The 19,173-nt window shown below is 70.1% G+C and carries 16 protein-coding genes; 8 read left to right on the plus strand and 8 right to left on the minus strand.

Annotated elements, in window-relative coordinates; genetic code table 11:
• Positions 1 to 122: 122 nt before the first annotated feature.
• Positions 123 to 344 (minus strand): DUF5795 family protein, encoded by a 222-nt coding sequence (locus DJ74_RS14535; protein ID WP_094523093.1) that lies wholly within the window; start codon positions 342 to 344, stop codon positions 123 to 125.
• Between the two features lie 75 nt (positions 345 to 419).
• Positions 420 to 1,454, minus strand: coding sequence for a DUF5794 domain-containing protein (locus tag DJ74_RS14540; RefSeq protein WP_094527702.1), 1,035 nt, complete (start codon positions 1,452 to 1,454; stop codon positions 420 to 422).
• Between the two features lie 672 nt (positions 1,455 to 2,126).
• Here DJ74_RS14540 and guaB point away from each other — a divergent pair.
• The 4 genes from guaB to DJ74_RS14565 all read left to right on the plus strand — a co-directional run bounded on the left by guaB (position 2,127) and on the right by DJ74_RS14565 (position 6,885).
• Positions 2,127 to 3,614 carry an IMP dehydrogenase gene (gene guaB / locus DJ74_RS14550; RefSeq protein WP_094523087.1) on the plus strand — a complete coding sequence of 496 codons (1,488 nt, stop codon included), beginning with the start codon at positions 2,127 to 2,129 and terminating at the stop codon, positions 3,612 to 3,614.
• Positions 3,615 to 3,752: 138 nt separating this feature from the next.
• A complete protein-coding gene (locus DJ74_RS14555; protein WP_094523085.1) occupies positions 3,753 to 4,340 on the plus strand; it encodes a HalX domain-containing protein in 588 nt (195 codons plus the stop codon).
• 109 nt (positions 4,341 to 4,449) lie between these two features.
• Positions 4,450 to 6,399: a DEAD/DEAH box helicase gene (locus DJ74_RS14560; RefSeq protein WP_094527703.1), complete on the plus strand. Its 1,950-nt coding sequence runs from the start codon at positions 4,450 to 4,452 to the stop codon at positions 6,397 to 6,399.
• Between the two features lie 249 nt (positions 6,400 to 6,648).
• Positions 6,649 to 6,885, plus strand: a complete 237-nt coding sequence (locus DJ74_RS14565; protein ID WP_141212720.1) for a hypothetical protein — start codon at positions 6,649 to 6,651, stop codon at positions 6,883 to 6,885.
• Between the two features lie 164 nt (positions 6,886 to 7,049).
• Here the strand turns inward: DJ74_RS14565 and DJ74_RS14570 are convergent, their stop codons facing one another.
• Entirely contained in the window at positions 7,050 to 8,117 is a 1,068-nt protein-coding gene (locus tag DJ74_RS14570; RefSeq protein WP_094527705.1) for a phytoene/squalene synthase family protein, read from the minus strand.
• Positions 8,118 to 8,315: 198 nt separating this feature from the next.
• On the opposite strand from DJ74_RS14570, the gene DJ74_RS14575 reads away from it, so the two are divergent.
• Entirely contained in the window at positions 8,316 to 9,461 is a 1,146-nt protein-coding gene (locus DJ74_RS14575) for an acyl-CoA dehydrogenase family protein (RefSeq protein ID WP_094527706.1), read from the plus strand.
• Between the two features lie 18 nt (positions 9,462 to 9,479).
• On the opposite strand, the gene DJ74_RS14580 is transcribed toward DJ74_RS14575, so the two are convergent.
• Positions 9,480 to 11,579 carry a PH domain-containing protein gene (locus tag DJ74_RS14580; RefSeq protein WP_094527707.1) on the minus strand — a complete coding sequence of 700 codons (2,100 nt, stop codon included), beginning with the start codon at positions 11,577 to 11,579 and terminating at the stop codon, positions 9,480 to 9,482.
• Positions 11,576 to 12,040 (minus strand): PH domain-containing protein, encoded by a 465-nt coding sequence (locus tag DJ74_RS14585; protein ID WP_094527708.1) that lies wholly within the window; start codon positions 12,038 to 12,040, stop codon positions 11,576 to 11,578. The genes DJ74_RS14580 and DJ74_RS14585 overlap by 4 nt, the downstream gene beginning before the upstream one ends.
• Before the next feature lie 209 nt (positions 12,041 to 12,249).
• On the opposite strand from DJ74_RS14585, the gene DJ74_RS14590 reads away from it, so the two are divergent.
• Complete coding sequence (locus DJ74_RS14590; RefSeq protein WP_094523073.1) at positions 12,250 to 13,560, plus strand: Glu/Leu/Phe/Val dehydrogenase; 1,311 nt, start codon at positions 12,250 to 12,252, stop codon at positions 13,558 to 13,560.
• A gap of 105 nt (positions 13,561 to 13,665) precedes the next feature.
• Here the strand turns inward: DJ74_RS14590 and DJ74_RS14595 are convergent, their stop codons facing one another.
• Together DJ74_RS14595 and DJ74_RS14600 are read right to left on the minus strand one after the other, a co-directional pair.
• Positions 13,666 to 14,352 (minus strand): YqjF family protein, encoded by a 687-nt coding sequence (locus DJ74_RS14595; RefSeq protein WP_094523071.1) that lies wholly within the window; start codon positions 14,350 to 14,352, stop codon positions 13,666 to 13,668.
• Positions 14,353 to 14,647: 295 nt separating this feature from the next.
• Positions 14,648 to 15,580: a cation diffusion facilitator family transporter gene (locus DJ74_RS14600; protein ID WP_094527709.1), complete on the minus strand. Its 933-nt coding sequence runs from the start codon at positions 15,578 to 15,580 to the stop codon at positions 14,648 to 14,650.
• Between the two features lie 246 nt (positions 15,581 to 15,826).
• Between DJ74_RS14600 and DJ74_RS14605 the strand changes: the two genes are divergently transcribed.
• On the plus strand, positions 15,827 to 16,528 hold the full coding sequence (locus DJ74_RS14605) for an HD domain-containing protein (RefSeq protein WP_094523067.1): 702 nt from the start codon (positions 15,827 to 15,829) through the stop codon (positions 16,526 to 16,528).
• A 75-nt stretch (positions 16,529 to 16,603) separates the two neighbouring features.
• Here the strand turns inward: DJ74_RS14605 and DJ74_RS14610 are convergent, their stop codons facing one another.
• Positions 16,604 to 17,290, minus strand: a complete 687-nt coding sequence (locus DJ74_RS14610; protein WP_094523065.1) for a TetR/AcrR family transcriptional regulator — start codon at positions 17,288 to 17,290, stop codon at positions 16,604 to 16,606.
• A gap of 169 nt (positions 17,291 to 17,459) precedes the next feature.
• On the opposite strand from DJ74_RS14610, the gene DJ74_RS14615 reads away from it, so the two are divergent.
• Positions 17,460 to 19,166 (plus strand): COG1361 S-layer family protein, encoded by a 1,707-nt coding sequence (locus DJ74_RS14615; RefSeq protein ID WP_094527710.1) that lies wholly within the window; start codon positions 17,460 to 17,462, stop codon positions 19,164 to 19,166.
• The last annotated feature ends 7 nt before the right edge of the window (positions 19,167 to 19,173 follow it).

Below are 19,173 nucleotides of genomic sequence, written 5' to 3' on the forward strand. Positions count from 1 at the left end.
GACGACAGGGCGACGCGAGCGATCGAGTGACGACAGGGCGACGCGAGCGATCGAGTGACGACAGGGCGACGCGAGCGGCGCCGTTACCGAGCGAGGTCCGACAGTTGTTCCCGGCGATAGCCTCAGCGGTCGTCGTCGCTCCAGTCGCACTCCTGGCATTTGAACCCGGTGACGAACTCGGTGACGCTCGGCATGTAGCCGACGGTGATGACGTCGCCGCCGCACTCGGGGCAGTCCCGCTCGGCGTCCGCGATGGACTCGGCTTCGAGCACCGACTCGCCTTCGACCAGCTCCGCGAGCTTCTCGGGCGTCACCATTCGGCCCTGCACGACGCGATTGGACATACGTCGCGTAGACGGCGGAGCACCTAAACCCCGGCGACACGCCGGTGTGGGGAGCCGCCGATCGCGACGCGACGCCTACAGCCAGGGCGCCCGGGAGTCGTCGTCGGTGAACGGGTCCGACTCGTCGTCGCCCGCGTCGCGGTCGCCGCCGTTGGCCAGCACCGCCACGTCGTCGTCCACGATCGGTCCGGGCGCGTCCGGCGGGGCGTCGAGCGGCGGGTCGGTCGGCGCGGGATCTCCGTCCGCGGGCGCCTCGTCGGAGCCTCCCTCCTCGTCGGCGTCTTCGTCGTCGCCGTCGCGGGGACCGTCGCCCGGCCCGTCCTCGTCGCCCGGCGAGTCGTCCCCGGAGTCCGCGACGGGACCGGCGTTCGGGTCGTACGCGAACAGCGTGGTGACGGCGAGGACGGCCAGCGCGATGGGCGCCTCGGTCTGCATCAGGTCGAACGGACCGAGCAGGATCGGGAGCGCGAGCACGCCGAGCGCGACCGCCGAGCCGAACCGGAAGCGGTCGATGTCGACGCGGCCCCGGAGGTGCGGCGACAGCAGCGCGACCGCGAGGGCGAACGAGACGCCGACGCCCGCCGCGGCGGCGCCGTTAACGACGTACTCCGGCGAGGTCATCTCGCCCGGGCGCACGGCGAAGCCGGCAGGGTCGAAGCTCGCGACGAACCCGAGCGCGATGATGACGCCCGGGCTCGGGAGGTACTCGCCGATCTCCGAGCTCGCGGTCTTGGCGGCGATCGTGAGGATCACCAGCCCCGCGAACCGCTCGAAGACGTGGAGGTCGAGGAACGCCTTGAACGTCGGCGCGAACGCCGCCTCGATCGCCGCGATGGGAACGACCACCGCGCCGATCAACAGCACGGAGGTCGCCATCTCCCGGCGGCTCCCGTCCATTTCGGCGAGGATCACGGCCGCGGTGGCCGACCCGCCGAAGATGAGGATCCCGGTCTCGACGACGCCGGTGGCGGTGCCCAACACGCCGGCGATGACTAACGCCGGGAAGATGCCGTCGATCAGCGGCAGCACCATGACGGTCGCGAGCAGCTTCGTCGCGCTGCCCACCTGCCGCTCTAAGCGGAGCGCTATCGGGTGGCGTGAAACGCTCATTCAGGGGCGATGTCCCTGACCGACGGGTACACGGTGGGAAGCAGACGACCCGCGATAGCCGAGGGCCCGGCGTGCGGAGTCGAAGCCGCGAGCGGCCCGACCAGCCCATGTAAAGAGTTTGCGCGGATTGCCGGCTGTAAAGGAGGCGCCGAGGGTGCGGATCGGCTGGCCGGCGGTGCGCGCGTTCACGGGACTGTCGGAGTCCATACTCTATATACGCGTTTCGGTTGCGTTAAAGGTTGTGTGAGACCTGTCCGCACGACACGGACGATCGCTGTATCTCATTTAAAAAGGCGGGTACGAACCGGTGACGAATCCCGGATTTCGCCGGCGATCCGTCGACGGCGCCGGCGTTAGAGCGCCGATCCGTGGGAGACGGCTCGCGGACGTGCCTGTCGAACTGTGACACGCGAGAGCCGAGGGCGGGTGATCGAAGGCGAGAGCCGAGTGCGGGTGATCGAAGGGAGGTCGCAGGCGCCTCGTCCGTGTCGAGCGCGAGGCTGGCACTCGCGCCGAACGCCTGACGAGCACCCGTGCCGGTCAGGTTCGATATCGGCTCCGCCGCGCGCGATATGATCCACGCCCGTGCATATATATAGAACTCGAATGAGAATGAGGTGCACGTCCGTGCGGACTCGCAACGTTTTTGATGCGGCACTCACGACGGTTTATATGGAGACCAACTCCGGTCGATTCTCTGCGAAGCTCGACGTGCCGGAAGCGCTGACGTTCGACGACGTGCTCCTCCGCCCCAAGGAGAGCCGGGTAGAGCCCGACGACGCCGACCTCTCCGCGCGCGTCTCGAAGAACGTCGAACTCACCGTGCCGGTCCTCTCGGCGGCGATGGACACCGTCACCGAGAGCGACCTGGCGATCGCGATGGCCCGGGAGGGCGGCCTCGGCGTCCTGCACCGCAACATGACCGTCGAGGAGACGGCCGCCGAGGTCGAGCGCGTCAAGCGCGCCCACGAGCTCGTCATCCGCCGCGAGAACGTCGTGACGGTCTCGCCCGACGACACCGTCCGCGAGGCCGACGCCGTGATGGAGCGACAGGGCGTCTCCGGCGCCCCGGTCGTCGACGCGGAGGACGCCGTCCTCGGCATCATCTCCGGGACGGACATCCGCCCCTACCTGGAGGTCGGCGAGGACGACGCCGTCAGCGAGGCGATGACGGACGAGGTCATCACCGCGTCGGAGGACGTCGACGCGCGCGAGGCGCTCGAACTGATGTACGACCACAAGATCGAGCGCGTCCCGATCGTCGACGGCGAAGACCGCCTCGTCGGGCTCATCACCATGCAGGGCATCCTCCAGCGCCGCGAGCACGAGGAGGCCGCCCGCGACGACAGGGGCCGCCTGTTGGCCGGCGTCGCCGTCGGCCCCTTCGAGGAGGAACGCGCGATCGCGGCCGACGAGGCCGACGTCGACGTGATCTTCATCGACTGCGCGCACGCCCACAACCTCAACGTGCTCGACTCCGCCCGCGCGATCAAAGAGACCGTCGACGCCGACGTCGTCGTCGGCAACGTCGGGACTCGCGAGGCCGCCGAGGCCGCCGTCGACTTCGCCGACGGGCTGAAGGTGGGGATCGGGCCGGGGTCGATCTGCACCACGCGCGTCGTGAGCGGCGCCGGGATGCCGCAGATGACCGCGGTCTCGGAGGTCGCGGACGTGGCGTCCCAGCAAGGCGTCCCGGTGATCGCTGACGGCGGGATCCGCTACTCCGGCGACGCGATCAAGGCGCTGGCCGCGGGCGCGAACGCCGTGATGCTCGGCTCGTACTTCGCCGGCACCGACGAGGCGCCCGGGCGCGTCATCACGATGCAGGGGAAGAAGTACAAGCAGTACCGCGGGATGGGCTCCGTCGGCGCGATGAAGTCCGGCGGCGGCGACCGCTATCTCAAGGAGGAGGACGAAGACGAGGAGTTCGTGCCCGAGGGCGTCGAGGCCGCGACGCCGTACAAGGGGAGCCTCGCCTCGGAGCTCCACCAGCTCACCGGGGGGATCTGCTCCGGCATGGGGTACGTCGGCGCCGCGACCGTCCCCGAGCTGCACGAGCGAGCCGAGTTCGTCCGCGTCTCCAGCGCCGGGCAGACCGAGGGCCACCCGCACGACGTGATGATCACCGACGAGGCGCCGAACTACAGCCCGAACGAGTGATCGCTCGCCGGATCGGCCGACGGTCGGCCCACGGTCCGACGGCGTTCGATAGCGGCGGCGTGGTCCCGAAGAGGTATTTTAATATAGTCCGCGAAGAGACCAAACGTGTGAGCGAACACGTCGTCGCTCCGAGAATCCATGAGTGAGCAACCGCCGCTGGTCCTCGTGGTCGAGGACGAACCAGATCTGGCCGACCTGTACGCCGCGTGGCTCGGCGACGAGTATCGCGTTCGAACCGCGTACGGCGGCCAGGAAGCGCTGGAGAACCTCGACGAAGTCGACGACGATGTCGATACGATCCTGTTGGACAGGCGGATGCCGGGGCTCTCGGGCGACGAGGTGCTGTCTGCCGTCCGCGAGCGCGGCATCGACTGCCGGGTCGCGATGGTCACCGCCGTCGAGCCCGACTTCGACATCCTGAAGATGGGGTTCGACGACTACCTCGTGAAACCCGTCACCAGCGACACCCTCAGGGAGACGGTCGCGGGGCTGTTGCGACGGGGAGAGTACGACACGGAGATGCAGGAGCTGTTCTCGCTGACCTCCAAGAAGGCGATGTTGGAGACGGAGAAGAGCGCCACGGAACTCGCCGACAACGACGAGTATCAGCGACTCACCGACCGCATCAACGAGCTCCGGTCGCGGGCCGACGAGTCGCTGGAGGCGGTCACCGAGGACGAAGACGACTTCGAGAAGCTGTTTCAGGACTTCGACGACGGGAACTGACGGCCCGAGGCGGCTCGGAACGCGACGCGACCGGCGTCCGGAACCGAAACGCGGCTCCGCTTCCGCCCCGCCGACTGTTTAAATACGGTCCGGCCGAACCGACGACCGAATGCGCGTCAGCGACCTCCCGCTCGCCGAGCCGTACGTCGACCACTTCGCCGAGCGGGGGATCCGCGAGCTGTACCCGCCGCAGGCGGCCGCCGTCGACGCCGGCGTCTGCGACGGCGCGAACGTCGTCGCCGCGATCCCCACGGCCTCCGGGAAGACGTTCGTCGCCGAACTCGGGCTGTTGACCGCGGACGGCCCGGGGCTGTACGTCTGTCCGCTCCGCGCGCTCGCCCGCGAGAAGTACGAGGCGTTCGCGTCGCTCCCCGGCGTCGACGTCGGCATCTCCACGGGCGAGGCGCTCGCCGGCAACGACGTCGTCGTCGCGACCAGCGAGAAGGTCGACTCGGCGATCCGGAACGGCGCCGGCTGGGTCGACGAGCTCGCCTGCGTCGTCGTCGACGAGGTCCACCTCCTCGGCGCCGAGCGACGCGGCCCGACCCTCGAAGTGACGCTCGCGACGCTCCGCCGCCGGAACCCCGACGTGCAGGTCGTCGCGCTCTCGGCCACCGTCGACAACCCGGAGGCGATCGCCGGGTGGCTGGACGCGACGCTCGTCGAGTCCGACTGGCGCCCCGTCGACCTCCGGACCGGCGTCGCCGTCGGCGGGCACGTCGACTTCGACGACGGGACGGCGATCGACGTCGCTGTCGCGGACGAGTCGGACCCCGAGACCGACGGTGACGACGACGACGGCCTCGACGACACCGAGGTCACGGCCGCCCTCGTCGCCGACACCGTCGCCGACGGCGGGCAGTGCCTCGCCTTCGTCCGGTCGCGGACCGAGGCGGTCGCGCTGGCGGAGCGGCTCGCCGAGGACGGCCTCGCGGGCGAGATGGGGATCGGGTCGGCCGCCGAGACCGCCGCCGACGAGGTCGAGGCCGTCGACGGCACGGTCACCGGCCGACAGCTCGCCGACTGCCTCCGGTCGGGCGTGGCCTTCCACCACGCCGGGCTCCGCTCCGGGCACCGGTCCGTCGTGGAGGCGGCGTTCCGCGACCGCGACGCCGCCTGCATCTGCGCGACGCCGACGCTCGCGGCCGGAGTCAACGTCCCCGCGCGGCGCGTCGTGGTCCGCGACCAGAAGCGCTACGCCGGCTCGGCGATGGAGTGGCTCCCGACGCTGGAGGTCCACCAGATGTGCGGCCGCGCGGGCCGCCCCGGGCTCGACCCGCACGGCGAGGCGGTGCTCGTCGGCGACGAGGACACCGAGGCCGAGCTCGTCGAGCGCTACGTGGAGGGCGAGCCCGAGGCCGTCGAGTCGAAGCTCGCCGACCCCGCGTCGCTCCGGACGCACGTCCTCTCCGCGATCGCGACCGGCTTCGCCGAGACGGAAGAGGAGATACTCGGCGTCTTCGAGGGCACCTTCTACGCGCGGGAGGCGGGCGCCGGCGGCCTCGCGGACGCCGTCGCGGTCGCCGTCGACGACCTCGTCGCGGCCGGGATGGTCCGCCGGGAGACCGGCGGCGTCGACGCCTACCGGCTGGTCGCGACGCCCGTCGGCGAGACCACCTCGAAGCAGTACGTCAGACCGGAGACCGGCGAGCGGATCGTCGCCGGCCTCCGGACGGCCGCCGAGATGGCGAGCGCGACGACGCTCACCGTCTTCGAGGTGATCTGCGACACGCCCGACATGCAGGACACCTACCTCGGCAACGAGGAGCGCGCCGAGATATACCGCTTCGCCCGGGCGAACGCGGGTCAGCTGACCACGGCGATGGGCGAGACCGACGACTTCGAGGAGTGGCTGGAGTCGGTGAAGACCGCGCGGATCCTCGACGAGTGGATCGGCGGCGCCGCCGTCGAGGAGCTCGTGGACGCGTACCGGATCGGCCCGGGCGACCTCGACTCGCGGATCGAGCGCGCCGAGTGGCTGCTGAGCGCGGCGGAGGCGCTGGCGGAGACGACCGGCCTCAGCGTGCCGGCGGTCTCGCGGGCGAGAGCGCGGCTGTGAAATAATCGAGACCGCGACGAAAAAAGCCCATGTCGAGATCCCTCGTGGGTGAGGGGTCACAGGAACTGTGCGAGAGACACGGCGCGTCTCCTAGACGGAACCGCTCTACAGGCGATCAGGCGTGATCCGTCGAGACAGGTCCGTCGTTTCTCAACTCTCGCGGCATTCCGAGAGTAGTGAAGCCTCAGATGATGCCCTGCAATTATAGAAGTTTCTTTGAGTATGCTCACTGATTGTATACGATGGGAAATGTCAAAGGTATTCGCCGGGTCAGACGGCTCGTTCATCTCCGCTTGGCAAATGTGGAAACGCCGGAACAAGGAGTACGACTCGTTTGTCCTCGCGCAGAGAGAGACGATCGTCTTCAGAACGATAGCCGAAGACGGAAGTCGAGCGTACGTCTGGTACGTCGGGATCGAACAGGAAGACCTCCCTGAAGGTGTGGAAATTGACGGACTTACCGTCCGAGACGAACGAGAAGAGTAGGGAGACACGGGATAACACGGTCTCAGAACACCGCTCCGGATCGGTCGATGCCGCCTATCGGGTAGCGTGGCGCCGGGTCGATCCGCTGTACTCGGCGTGCGACCCCTATCAGCTACCGGGATTTCAACGAGGCCGAAAAGATATGAATCGGACGACCGAACCCGTCAGTCCGCGGGCTCGACGGCCCGATGGAACGGGGTCCGGGCGATCGTCCGCCGGAGGTCGGCCAGCGAGTCGCGGCCGACCTCGCCGGCGACGGACATCACCGCGAACACCTCCTGTCTGGAGACCTTCACGCCGGTCTCGGTGAGCGCGTCCTCGGGCCGGGAGTTGAGCTCGCGGAGGGTGCCGACCGCGAGCAGGTACGGGACGGTCCACGCCTCCATCGTGTTCCCGTTCGAGAGGGGCATCGTCTCCAGGTACGCCTGCGCGTCGTCGAGGAACGACCGGGCGTACTCGGCGGTGCGTCCGACGACGCGGGCCGACGACTCGCGGTTCTCTGGGTGGACGACGCGCTCCTGCTCGACCCCCTCGTCGGCCAGCCACTCGGCGGGGAGGTAGACGTTGTTCTCCTCCGTGTAGTCGTCGTACACGTCCTTCGAGACGTTGACGAGCTGGAGGAGGAGCCCGAACTCCTCGGCGGTGTCGCGGAGGCGCCGCGCCCGCTCCTCGCCGACGTCGCCGCGGGTGAGGAGGTTCGTGATGAGGTTGCCGACGGTGCCGGCGGCGTAGTAGCAGTACTGCTCTAACTCGTCGCGGTCGTCGATGCGAAGCCCGCCCTCGGTGGCGTGGCGGTCGACGAACATCGCCATCCCGTCGACCATCTCCAGCACGGGCGGGACGATGGCCTCGCGGGCCTCGGGATCGAGGTCCTCGAACGTCGCCACGATCGTCGGGGCCTCGGCGACGACCTCCCAGTCCTCGTCGCGCTCGGCGGGCGCCGGGAGCCACTCGTCGACGGCGTCGCGGAACTCGGCGATGTCGACGTCCGAACCCGGGTCGACGGCGTCGCGGTAGGTGCGCAGTACGTCGCTTTGCGCCTCGGGAGGGATGTGACCCGCGTCCTCGACGGTGTCGGCGACTCGACAGAGGAGGTACCCGACGCAGATCTGCGAGGCCATCGGCTCCTCTAACACGTCGACCGTCAGCGCGAAGGTCCGAGAAACGCCCTGAACCGCCTCGTGACACCACGGAAGGTCGGGCTCGGCGGGACCGTGTGCTCGTCCGCTCATTCGGTTACCGACACTTACGGCACAACGCATAAAAAGCCTCGTGGAACGAGCCGGGCTCTGCACCCCCGACGGGCGTCGATTCCGACGGGGTTCGAGGGACGGGATCGACCGACTGCGCTCCGAAGGGCGGCGAGAAACCTCGCCCCCGTGTAGGATCGTGTAGAAACCGATAAGTCGCCGTGCGCGGGAGTGTACGGCATGGACTTCGCGCTCTCCGAGGAACAGCGTCAGATCCGCGACACGGTCGCGGAATTCGTCGACGAGGAGGTCGTCCCACGGGCCGCCGAGATCGACGAGACCGACGAGTTCCCGGCCGACCTGATCGACGAGATGGCCGAACTCGGGCTCATGGGAATGCCGTTCCCCGTCGAGTACGAGGGCGCCGGGCTCGACTACCACAGCTACGCGATCGGCCTCGCCGAGATCTCGCGCGGCTCGGGCGGGCTCGGGACCGTCGTCGCCGCCCACACGTCGCTCGCGGGGAACATGCTGTACGAGTTCGGCGACGAGCGACAGAGGGAGGAGTACCTCACCGCCTTGAACACGGGCGAGGACGTCGGGGCGTTCGCGCTCTCTGAGGCCGAGGCCGGCTCGGACGTGCCAGCCATGATGACCACGGCCGAGCCCGACGGCGACGGCTACGTCGTCGACGGGGGGAAGCTCTGGATCTCGAACGGCTCCGTCGCCGACACGATCACCCTGTTCGCGAAGACCGACCCCGACGCCGGCCGGAAGGGGATTTCCTCGTTCGTCGTGCGCCCCGAGGAGGACGACGGGTTCATGGTGGAGGGGACGGAGGACAAGCTCGGCGATAAGGGGTGTCCGACCGCCGAGCTCCGCTTCGACGACATGTGGATCCCCGAGGACCGGCGGCTCGGCGAGGAGGGGGAGGGGTTCGTGCAGGCGCTGAAGACGCTGAACGGCGGCCGGATCACGATCGCGGCGCGGTCCGTCGGCATCGCGCGGGCCGCGCTCGACGAGGCGAAGTCGTACGCGCAGGAGCGGGAGCAGTTCGACCACGCCATCGCCGACTTCCAGGCGATCCAGCACAAGCTCGCCGACATGGACACGAAGGCCCGCGCCGCGGAGCTGTTGATGCACGAGGCCGCGGACCTGAAGATGCGCGACGAGGACTACATCAAAGAGGCCGCGCAGGCGAAGCTGTACGCCTCGGAGATCTCCCGCGAGGTCGCGAACGAGGGAATCCAGATCCACGGCGGCTACGGCTACACGAAGGACTTCCCCGCCGAGCGCTTCTACCGAGACGCGAAGCTCTCGGAGATATACGAAGGGACGAGCGAGGTCCTGCGGAACACCATCGCTCAGCAGTTGCTCGACGAGTAGGCGGCCGCGGACGCCTCGCTACTTTTCGTCGCCCGCGGATCCGCCGTCGCTCTCGGCCGGATCCTCCGCGCTCTCCTGGTTCGACGTCCCTCCATCCGACGTCCTCTCCTCGCCGGTCTCCTCGTCCGACGTCCTCTCCTCGCCGGTCTCCTCGTCCGACGTCCTCTCCTCGCCGGTCTCCTCGTCCGGCGTCCCCTCGTCGGCCTCTCCGTTCCGTCCGCCCCGCTGATGGGCCACGTCGGCGTCCGAAGGGAACCGGTCGACGGCGTACTCGCCGGTGTCGATCCGCTCCGCGGGCTCGGAGTAGTCGCGGTCGGTCGTGGAGAAGTCCGGCCGGACCACCCCGTCGTCGGGGATCTCGGGTTCGTCCTCGGCGTCGACGGGGTCGGAGTCGGCATCGGAGCCGGAGTCGGAGGAATCCCCGCTCTGGGTGTCGCCGCGTTCGGCATCTCGGTCGGCGTCGGGGATCCCGGCGTCTCCCGCGGTCGCGGCGTCGTCGTCTCCGGTGTCGGCGTCGTTGCCAGCCCCGGCCCGTCCGGCACCGGCGGCCTCTTCGGCGTCTGCGACGTCCACCCCGTCGGCGTCGTCGTCGGGACCCGCCTCGACCGCCTCGTCGACGTCGCCCTCGAACCACTCGAAGCGGTCGCGGCGGTCCCGCTGGGTGGTGAGCGCCGACTGGAGCCGCTCCTGTAACGCCTCTCTGAGCTCGATCGCCTCGTCGAGCTCGAAGTCGACGGCGGCCGCCGACGTGCCGCTGAACGAGCTGCTCCCGGCGGTGTCGGCGACGATCGTCGCCACGTTCCACCGGCGCTGGAATATCGTCCGGCTGTCGATGACGGTCTGGATCCGGTAGTAGGGGACGACGGTCACCGTTCGGCTCCAGAACCCGTTGCGCGTGAGCAGGTGGTCGTCGCCGAGCCAGTAGCCGCGGTGCTTCCACTTCAGGTGCGCCGCCGGCGGCACCGCAAGCAGGAGGACGGCGGGGCCGTACCACGGGAGGTCCGGAGTCACGAACCAGTCGACGGCGAAGGCGACCCCGACGAGGACCGCGACGGCGATGACGTACCGGAAGACGTAGCGCCACCGGATCCGCTTCGGCGGCCGGGAGAACGTCGGCGTCCCGAACGACTCCACCTCGTGGGCGAGCCGGTAGACGCGGTCCGTCGTCGCGATGGGGACCGCCGCCTGACTCCCCCCGTCGCCGGACTGGCCGGGGGCGTAGCCGGCGGTCTCGATCGAGAGGCTCGCGTACCCGAGCACCCGCTTCGCCGGGTTGTCGGAGACCGTCAGCGTCTGGACCTTCTCGGTCGGGATCGAGCCGCTGTATCGCCGGAACAGGCCGCGCTCGTACCTGAGCTCGTCGCCGGCGCGCGAGAGGCGGAAACCGTAGTAGTTCGAGAACGCGACCCCCGCGCCGAGGATCCACGACACGAGGAACAGCCCGCCGACTGCGACGATGGCGGTCGCGGTGAGCGCGGTGGCGGACGCCTCGGGGATGAAGCCCGAGAGCACCGGGACCGATCCCGAGCTCAGAAAGACGAGCAGACCGATGAGCCGGCCGTCGAACGACAGTGCGCCGACCAGGGCGAGTTCTCCCGGCGAGATGGCGAACAGCTCCTCTTCCGCCGGACCGACGGCGTCGCGGTCGGCGCCGTCGGCGCTGCCCTCAGTCGCGCTCGCCTCGCCGGCCGACGAGCCGGACTTGCGGCGCTGGACCTCGCGGCGGAGCCGGGTCGCTTCCGCCGGCTTGACGAAGCGGATCGACCCCTCAGTGGAGGAGCCGCCGGCGGTCTCCAAGTCGACCGCGGCGATCCCGATCGCCCGCTGGATCACGCTCTGGCTCACGTCGACGTTCTGGATCCGGCGGTAGGGGATCTCCCGCTCGCGCCGCGAGATGACCCCGGAGGAAATGTCGAGGGTGTCCGCCGTGAGCTCGTAGTCGAAGCGCCGGTAGTAGGCGGTCTCGTACGCGAGCGCCGCGATGAGGATCGCGCCGCCGGCCGCCGCCGCCGCCGGGAGCCCCCAGTCGTTGCTGTTCGCGACGAAGAAGGCGACCACGACGAATCCCGACACCTTCTGGAGCGCGCGGTACGGGACCGACTGGGGCGCGAGCTTCACACCGCGTCCTCCCCGTCCGCGCGGATCGCCAGTCGCTTCAGCTCCTCGCGGAGGTCGCTCGCGCCGTCCGGCGTCAGTCCCGGAATCCGGACGTCCGCGCCGCGGGAGCCGGCCGTGTAGACGACGCAGGAGGCGAGCCCGACGCCGCGCTCGACCGGGCCGCGCCGGGAGTCTACGTGTTGGATCCGCACCAGCGGCACCGTCGTCCGGACCTGCGTAACCACGCCGCGGTCGAGGTACAGCGCGTCCTCGCGGATCTCGTAGCTCCACCGTCGGTACTTGAGCACGGCGTGGACCACGCCGAGCGCGAGGACGACGCCGCCGGCGGCGAAGGGCGCCCACATCGGGAGGCGGCCGATGTAGAACCCGCCGGCGAAGGGGAGAGAGAAGACCGCCGCGACGATCACCGCGCGGAGGATCCACACGATCCGAATCCGGGGATGCAGCAACTGTGCCGTCATCGAGGCTCCCCCGCCGCGTGTCCGCGTATCATACGCCGTCGTTGTCGGCGCCGACGTATAAGTCCGGGCGAAACGGGTCGCCATCAGGCCCCGGAGACGCCCGTGATAGTCCTCGCACTGAGGGCGCTCTCGACGCATTTGAGAGGTACTCTCTACCGGGGTCAAGTATTGCCGAAACCGATATCACCCGGGCCCGAGTCGGGCCGAATATGGCGGACGATCCGTTCGAGAACATGCTGGCACAGATGGACCGCGCGGAGGAGTACGCCGACGTGGATCACGGCGTCTTCGAGCGGCTCAAACACCCCGAGCGGACGCTCAAAGTCACCCTCCCGGTCGAACTCGACTCGGGGGAGGTCGAGGTGTTCGAGGGGTACCGCTGCCAGTTCGACAGCGCGCGCGGGCCGTTCAAGGGCGGCGTCCGGTTCCATCCGACCGTCAGCCAGCGCGAGGTCGAGGCGCTCGCGGGGTGGATGACCTGGAAGACCGCGCTCGTCGACCTCCCGTACGGCGGCGCCAAGGGCGGCGTGATCTGCGAGCCGAAGGACCTCACCCAGAACGACTTGGAGAGCCTCACCCGTCGGTACACGGAGGGCATCCGGCGGATGATCGGCCCCGAGACCGACGTGCCCGCGCCGGACATGAACACGAACCCGCAGACGATGGCGTGGATGATGGACACCTACTCGATGTACGAGGGCCACTCCGTCCCGCAGGTCGTCACCGGCAAGCCGCTGGAGGTCGGCGGGACGCCCGGACGGGTCGAGGCCACGGGACGCGGCGTCTCCATCGTCACCGAGCGGCTCTTCGAGTACCTCGACCGCGACCTCTCGGAGGCGACCGTCGCGATCCAGGGGTTCGGCAACGTCGGGTCGAACGCGGCCCGGCTCCTCGACGAGGCCGGCGCCCGGATCGTCGCCACCTCCGACGTGACCGGCGCCGCCTACGACCCCGACGGGCTCGACGTGAGCGCGCTCGCCGCGCACGTGAGCGCCGGCGGGCTGATCGAGGAGTACGTGGCCGGCGATCTGCGGGCGACGCCGGACAGCGGGCGAGCGACCGACGGCGGCGAGCGCTGGGACGACCCCGACGCGATCGGCAACGACGAGCTGCTGAGGCTCGACGTCGACGTCCTGATCCCGGCCGCCGTCGAGGGCGTGATCACCGCCGACAACGTCGATTCCCTGCGCGCGTCATCCATCGTCGAGGCCGCGAACGGGCCCACGACCGTCGCCGCCGACGAGGCGCTGACCGAGCGCGACGTGCAAGTGGTGCCGGACATCCTCGCGAACGCCGGCGGCGTCATCGTCTCGTACTTGGAGTGGGTCCAGAACGCTCAGGAGTTCTCGTGGCCGCTTGAGACGGTAAACGCGGAGCTCGAACGCCGCATCGGGACGGCGTTCGACCAGACGATCGACCAGTACGACGAGAAGGGGCTCCCGGACCTCCGGACCGCGGCGTACACCCTCGCGCTCGAACGCACGGCGAGCGCCCACGAGTACCGCGGTCTCTTCCCGTAGAGGGCCGGCGCCGCGGTCAGCGTCGTCGCGGTCGGCGCCGCCGTCGGTGGCCTCCCGGTCAGCGCCCCGGTCGGCGGCCTCTCGGGTGGCGCCGAGACTCCGAGTTCAGGCCCGCCGGAGCCGGTCCGCGCTCACGTCGACCGGCTCCGCGTAGTGGACGAGCGGCTCGCCCGCGGGGCGCTCGAAGCCGTTCGCCCCGAAGAGCGTGTTCTCTCGGAGATCGGCGGTTCCCTCTCGCAGCGTCCACGGCTCGTGGGCGATCTCGCCGCGGTAGAGGCGATTTCCGTCCGCGTAGAAGCGGTAGTTCTCGAGGAGGAACGCCGCGAGCGACCCCGGCTCGGCCGCGAACGGCTCGCCCGCCGGACCGTAGGTGGCGTCGAAGCGGGCGTCCGGGACCCCCCGGTGCGTCCGACGGCTCCGGAACCGGACGGCCCCGTCGTCTCGACGGGTCGCGCTCATCTCGGCGCGGTAGTACGGCAGGGCGAACAGCCGCCGGGCGACCGCGACGCCGAGGCGGTCGTCGGCGTCGAGGTTGTAGAAATATACGCCGGGGCCGCTCGGCCCCTCGACGTACGTCCTGAGGTTGAGCTCCGGGAACGAGAGCCCGAAGGGGACGCCTCGCGGGCGGATGTCATCCATCACGAAGGCGACGACGCCGAGGTACGCGTCTCCGTCGTGCGTGGCGACCGTGAGCCGCTCGGGGAGCGTCTCGTCGACGACGGCCGGATCGACCGGCCAGTGGCAGAACAGCCCGTCGCGCCACGTCATCTCCAGCCAGCGGCGTCCGAACATGCGATCGGTAGAGCCGCGAGGGGCAAAACCCGCACGACGGTCGAGTCGCGTTCCGGTTTCGGACGGGCGGTCCGAAGCGCGGTCGGATGCGTCCCCTCGCCGATCAGTCGCGCCGGTTCCCCGGATCGAGAGTGCGTCTGCTCCGTCGGGAGTCGCGTCGGTTCCGTCGGGAGTCGCGTCGGTTCCGTCGGGAGTCGCGTCGGTTCCGTCGGGAGTCGCGTCGGTTCCGTCGGGAATCGCGCCGGCTCCGTCTCCGACGGCGCCGCACACGGTCGTCGTCCCCGCCTGCGGGGGCTCAGGTACCGAGGTCGATCCCGTCGGGGGCGTCCTCGGCGTCCTTCCACTCGCCGAGTCCGGAGGGGTCGAGGTGAACGTGGACATCGCCGACGTCGTCCAGGTCGCGGAGGCCGGTGACGAGCGCCGTCTCGACCTCGTGGGCCTCGCGGAGCGTCATCCCGCCGTCGACCTCGACGTGGACCTCGACCTCCAGGTCGGTCCCGTCGTAATACACCGTCAAGTCGTGGACGCCTTCGACGGCCGGGTGCTCGCGGAGCGCCTCGGTCACCCGCTCGCGGTCCCCGGCCGGGGGCGCCGCGCCGACGAGGTAGGTGACGTTCTCGCGGCCGATCTCGACGCCCTGGTAGACGACGAGGACGCTGACCAGCGCGCCGGCGACCGGGTCGAGGACGGGGAACCCGAGCAGGGCGCCGAACACGCCGAACAGCGCCGCGACGGTGGTGTAGATGTCGTTGAGACAGTCGGCCGCGAGCGCGGTCAGCGCCGTCGACCCGAGGGTCGCGTTGACGCGCTCCGTGTACCGGTAGAGGAGGTACATGTCGATCAGCGCGAACAGCAGCGCCGCGACGAGGATCGGGCTGGCCGTGATATCCGGCGATCCGAGGAACTCCGAGACGGACTCCCGCAGCAGCAGCACGCCGAGCAGGACGATGACCGCACCGACGAACAGCGCCGTCAGCGGCTCGATCCGCTGGTGGCCGTGCGGGTGCGTCTCGTCGGCGGCGTCGTACCGGGAGCCCCCCCAAACGAACACGACCGCGCTGGCGACGAGGTCGGCGACCGAGTGCGCGGCGTCGGCGAGGAGCGCGACGCTGCCGAAGGCCAGTCCGGTCGCGCCGACGACCGCGATCTTCAGCGCGTTGCCGAAGATGTTCACCCCTGCGGCCCGCTGGAAGCGGGCCTTCTCGCCGTCACCCCAGGGGCGCCACATACGTTCGGGTCGTCGCCGGCCGTTCTTAAGAGCCTCGCCGCGTCGCCCGGCGGGTCACTTCCTCCGGGGGCACGGACGGAGTGCGGGGGTGCCGCGAGCGCGCCGCGAGTCCGCGGACGGCCAGAGCGCCGAGACCGCCGGCGGCCGACGCGTCGGGCCCGAGCGGAGCCGATCGCCCCCCGTCGTAACGACTAAGAACGAAACGCTCCTCGGTACCGGTAATGAATCACGAGTTTTTCGCCCGGGGTGGTCTCCGTGGGCGTCGAGATTAAGGAAACGGAGGTGAGCGACGAGGACTTCGAGGAGATGATGGGGTTTGTGAGGGATTACCTCGCGGCCAGCGTCGAGAGCGAGGAGGACGGCGGGCGGATGCGCTGGTACCCCTGGCACTCCGCGGAGTACCGGTTCAACCACATCGTCAACGTCGTCGACCTCGCGACCGAGATAGCCGAGGCGGAGGGCGCCGACGTCGACGTGGTCCGCGTGGCCGCGGTGTTCCACGACGTCGCGAAGCTTGAGGCGGAACAGGACGTGCACGCCGAGGCCGGCGCGCGGGTCGCCCGAGAGTATCTCCAGAGCCGCGGCAACTACCCCGAGTCGTTCATCGAGGAGGTGTGCGGGGCGGTCGTCGACCACTCGTACACGGGCGATCTGGCGGACGTGCCGCTGGAGAGTCGGTGTCTGATCGAGGCCGACGTGCTGGACAAGGTCGGCGCCAACGGCGCCGTGCTGATGCTGCTGCGGATGGGGTACGAGTCCCGCACGCACATGGACGCCGCGAAGATGGTCGACCGGGTCCTCCAGCGCGCCCACGACCACACCGAGCGCGTTGTCTCCGACAGCGCCGAGAGCATCGCCCACCAGCGCATCAAGCGCGTGAAGTGGCTGAAAGAGTGGCTCGAAGAGGAGGTCACGCGGATGGACGTCGAAGGCGTCACCGAACGCTGACCGCCGGACCCCTCGTTCCCGGGCCACCTATCCCCCGAGAGGTCGTTCCCGGTCAGCCCCGGCTTCGCTCCAGGCTCACCCCTCGACGTCGACCCGCGGGAGCATCGCCTCCAGATATCGACGGGCGCCGCGACGGGTGTCGTCGGTCCAGTCCCGGTCGGCGGTCGTCGCCCAGCGGAGCATTCCCCCGGTCGCGAGCGTCTGAAGCGTCGAGGCCACCTCGATGGGGGGTATCGCGGACGCGTCGCCGCGCGGATCGGTCGAATCGTCCCCGTCGCGGTCGGCGTCGACGTCGGTGCCGCCGTCGATCTCCGCCGCCGCCTCGCGGACGGTCCGTTCGAGGAACGCCTCGAACACGCGGTCGCTGCGGTCGAAGTGGTCGCGGTAGGCGCCGTCGCTGGCGGCCTGCGCTCGGAGCTCGACGATGACGGTCAGGAACTGCGCGTCCGGCGCGTGCTCGTCGTCGACGGAGCCGGGGTCGGTCGTCGCCGAGAGGTAGATGTCGAGCCGTTCGTGGGGCGTCAAGTCGAACTCGCCCGCCGACACCGACGCCTCGAACCCGTCGAGCAGGAACCCGAGGAGATCGACGAGCAGCTCGTCTTTCCCGTCGTAGTGGTGATAGACGAGCGACGGGCTCTTGTCGAACTCCTCGCCGATCCGGCTGATCGTGAGGTCGGCGTACCCGTGCTCGCAGAGCGCGCGGAACGCCGCCCCCAAGATGGCCTGGCGAGTGTCGGCGGGCTCCGCGAACGGGTCGTGCATGGTGAGTCCACCGCGGCCACGCACAAAACGCTCTTGATTGAACGTTCATTCAACACGCTTAACACGGGAGCGACCCACACGACCGTATGACTCGACGCGACGCGTCCGGCGGTCGGTCCCCGATTCGGCGCCCCCACGCGGTCGATGGGAGAAACGGCGGAGGCGAGAGATGAGCCGGCCAGCGCGGGCGGGCGCGCTCGCTCTCGCGGTCGTCGCCGTCACGGCCCTCGTCGGCGCCGCCGCGTTCGCCGGGGCCGCGGCGCCGGTCGGACAGGCCTCCACGGCCGGGCAGGACGTCGACGGCGCGCGGACCGCCGCGGTCGGTCCGACGGCGGACGGCGGTATCGCCGCGCAGACGACGGAGCGCCAGATCCGCGGCTCGCCCGCGCTCGATCTGTTCGCCTCCCAGCGGACGGTGCCGAGCGGCGCGGAATCGACGGTGACGCTGGACGTCCTCAACACCGGCGAGATGGAGTTCGGCAACCAGCTCGACCCGCGGGTGACGACGGCGCGCGGACTCACGCTCTCGGTCGACGACGGCGACGTGCCGATCGAGGTCGGCGACGGCCGGACGGTCGTCGGCGACGTGCGGACCGACGCGAGCCCCGTGCAGGTCCCGCTCGAGGTGACGGTCCCCGACGACGTGCCGGACGGCTCCTACGAGGTCGAGGTGACGGCCCGCTACCGGTACACCTTCGAGATCATCCCCGAGTTCAACGACCACAAGGACCGGCGCGGTACCGACCGGTTCGACGTCACGATCGTCGTCGACGACGGCGCGCGCTTCGCGATCGTCGAGACCGGCACCGAGGCGCAGGTCGGCGGGGGCGGCGAGGTCACCGCAACCATGCGGAACGTCGGCGACGAGGTCGCTCGCGACGCGGTCGTCACCGGAACGACGACCGGGAGCGAGGCCGTCATCGGAAGCGACGGGAGCGCCGAGTCGTTCGTCGGCGACTGGGCGCCCGGCGAGAACCGAACGGTGACGTTCGAGTCGACGGTCTCGCCCGACTTCGGCGGCGGGGCGTACGCGCTCGTCTCCACCGTCGACTACCGCGACGCGGACGGGATCGACGAGACCTCTCCCGCGTCCCGGGCCGGCGTGGTGCCGATCTCCGAGCAGTCGTTCTCGATCGACGGCGTGGAGGGGAGCCTGGAGGTCGGCTACTCCGGGAGCGTCAGCGGGACGCTCACCAACGAGGGGCCGCTCGACGTCGACGACGCGGTGCTCGTCGCCGACCCGCAGAGCGACCGGGTGACGGTCGGCGAGCGGCGGTACGCCCTCCCGGAGATCCCGGCGGGCGAGTCCGTCGACTTCTCGTTCGACGCCCAGGTGAGCGGGAGCGCCGACCCCGGCCCCCGGCAGTTCCGGTTCACCACCGAGTACACGAACGGCGACTCGGCCATCGCGGTCGAGGAGACCCGGCGGATCGAGGTCGCGCCGCGGCAGCCCGAGTTCGAGCTCGCCGCCGACAACGCGACCGTCCCGGCGGGCGAGACCCGGCGGATCACCTTCGAGATCACGAATCAGCGCCCGGAGACGCTCTCGTCGATCAACGCCGGGCTGTACGCCGACAGCCCGCTGTCGGCCCCCGACGACGAGGCGTTCGTCGACGAGCTGGCGCCCGGCGAGTCGACCGAGATTGCCTTCGACGTGGCGGCCGCGCCCGGGGCGACCGTCGAGACCCACCCGATCGAGCTGGACTTCCGCTACGACGACGAGCGCGGTAACGACCGGATATCGGACGTCGCCCAGTACCCCGTCGAGGTGACCGAACCGACCGACGACGGCGGGCTCCCACTCCTACCGCTCGCCGTCGGCCTCCTCGTCGTGGTCGCCGGCGCGGGAGCGCTCGTCCGGTACCGGCGGCGGTGACCTGATG

The organism is Halorubrum sp. Ea8 (genome assembly GCF_002252925.1).
In the GTDB taxonomy this organism is placed as follows: Archaea; Halobacteriota; Halobacteria; order Halobacteriales; family Haloferacaceae; genus Halorubrum.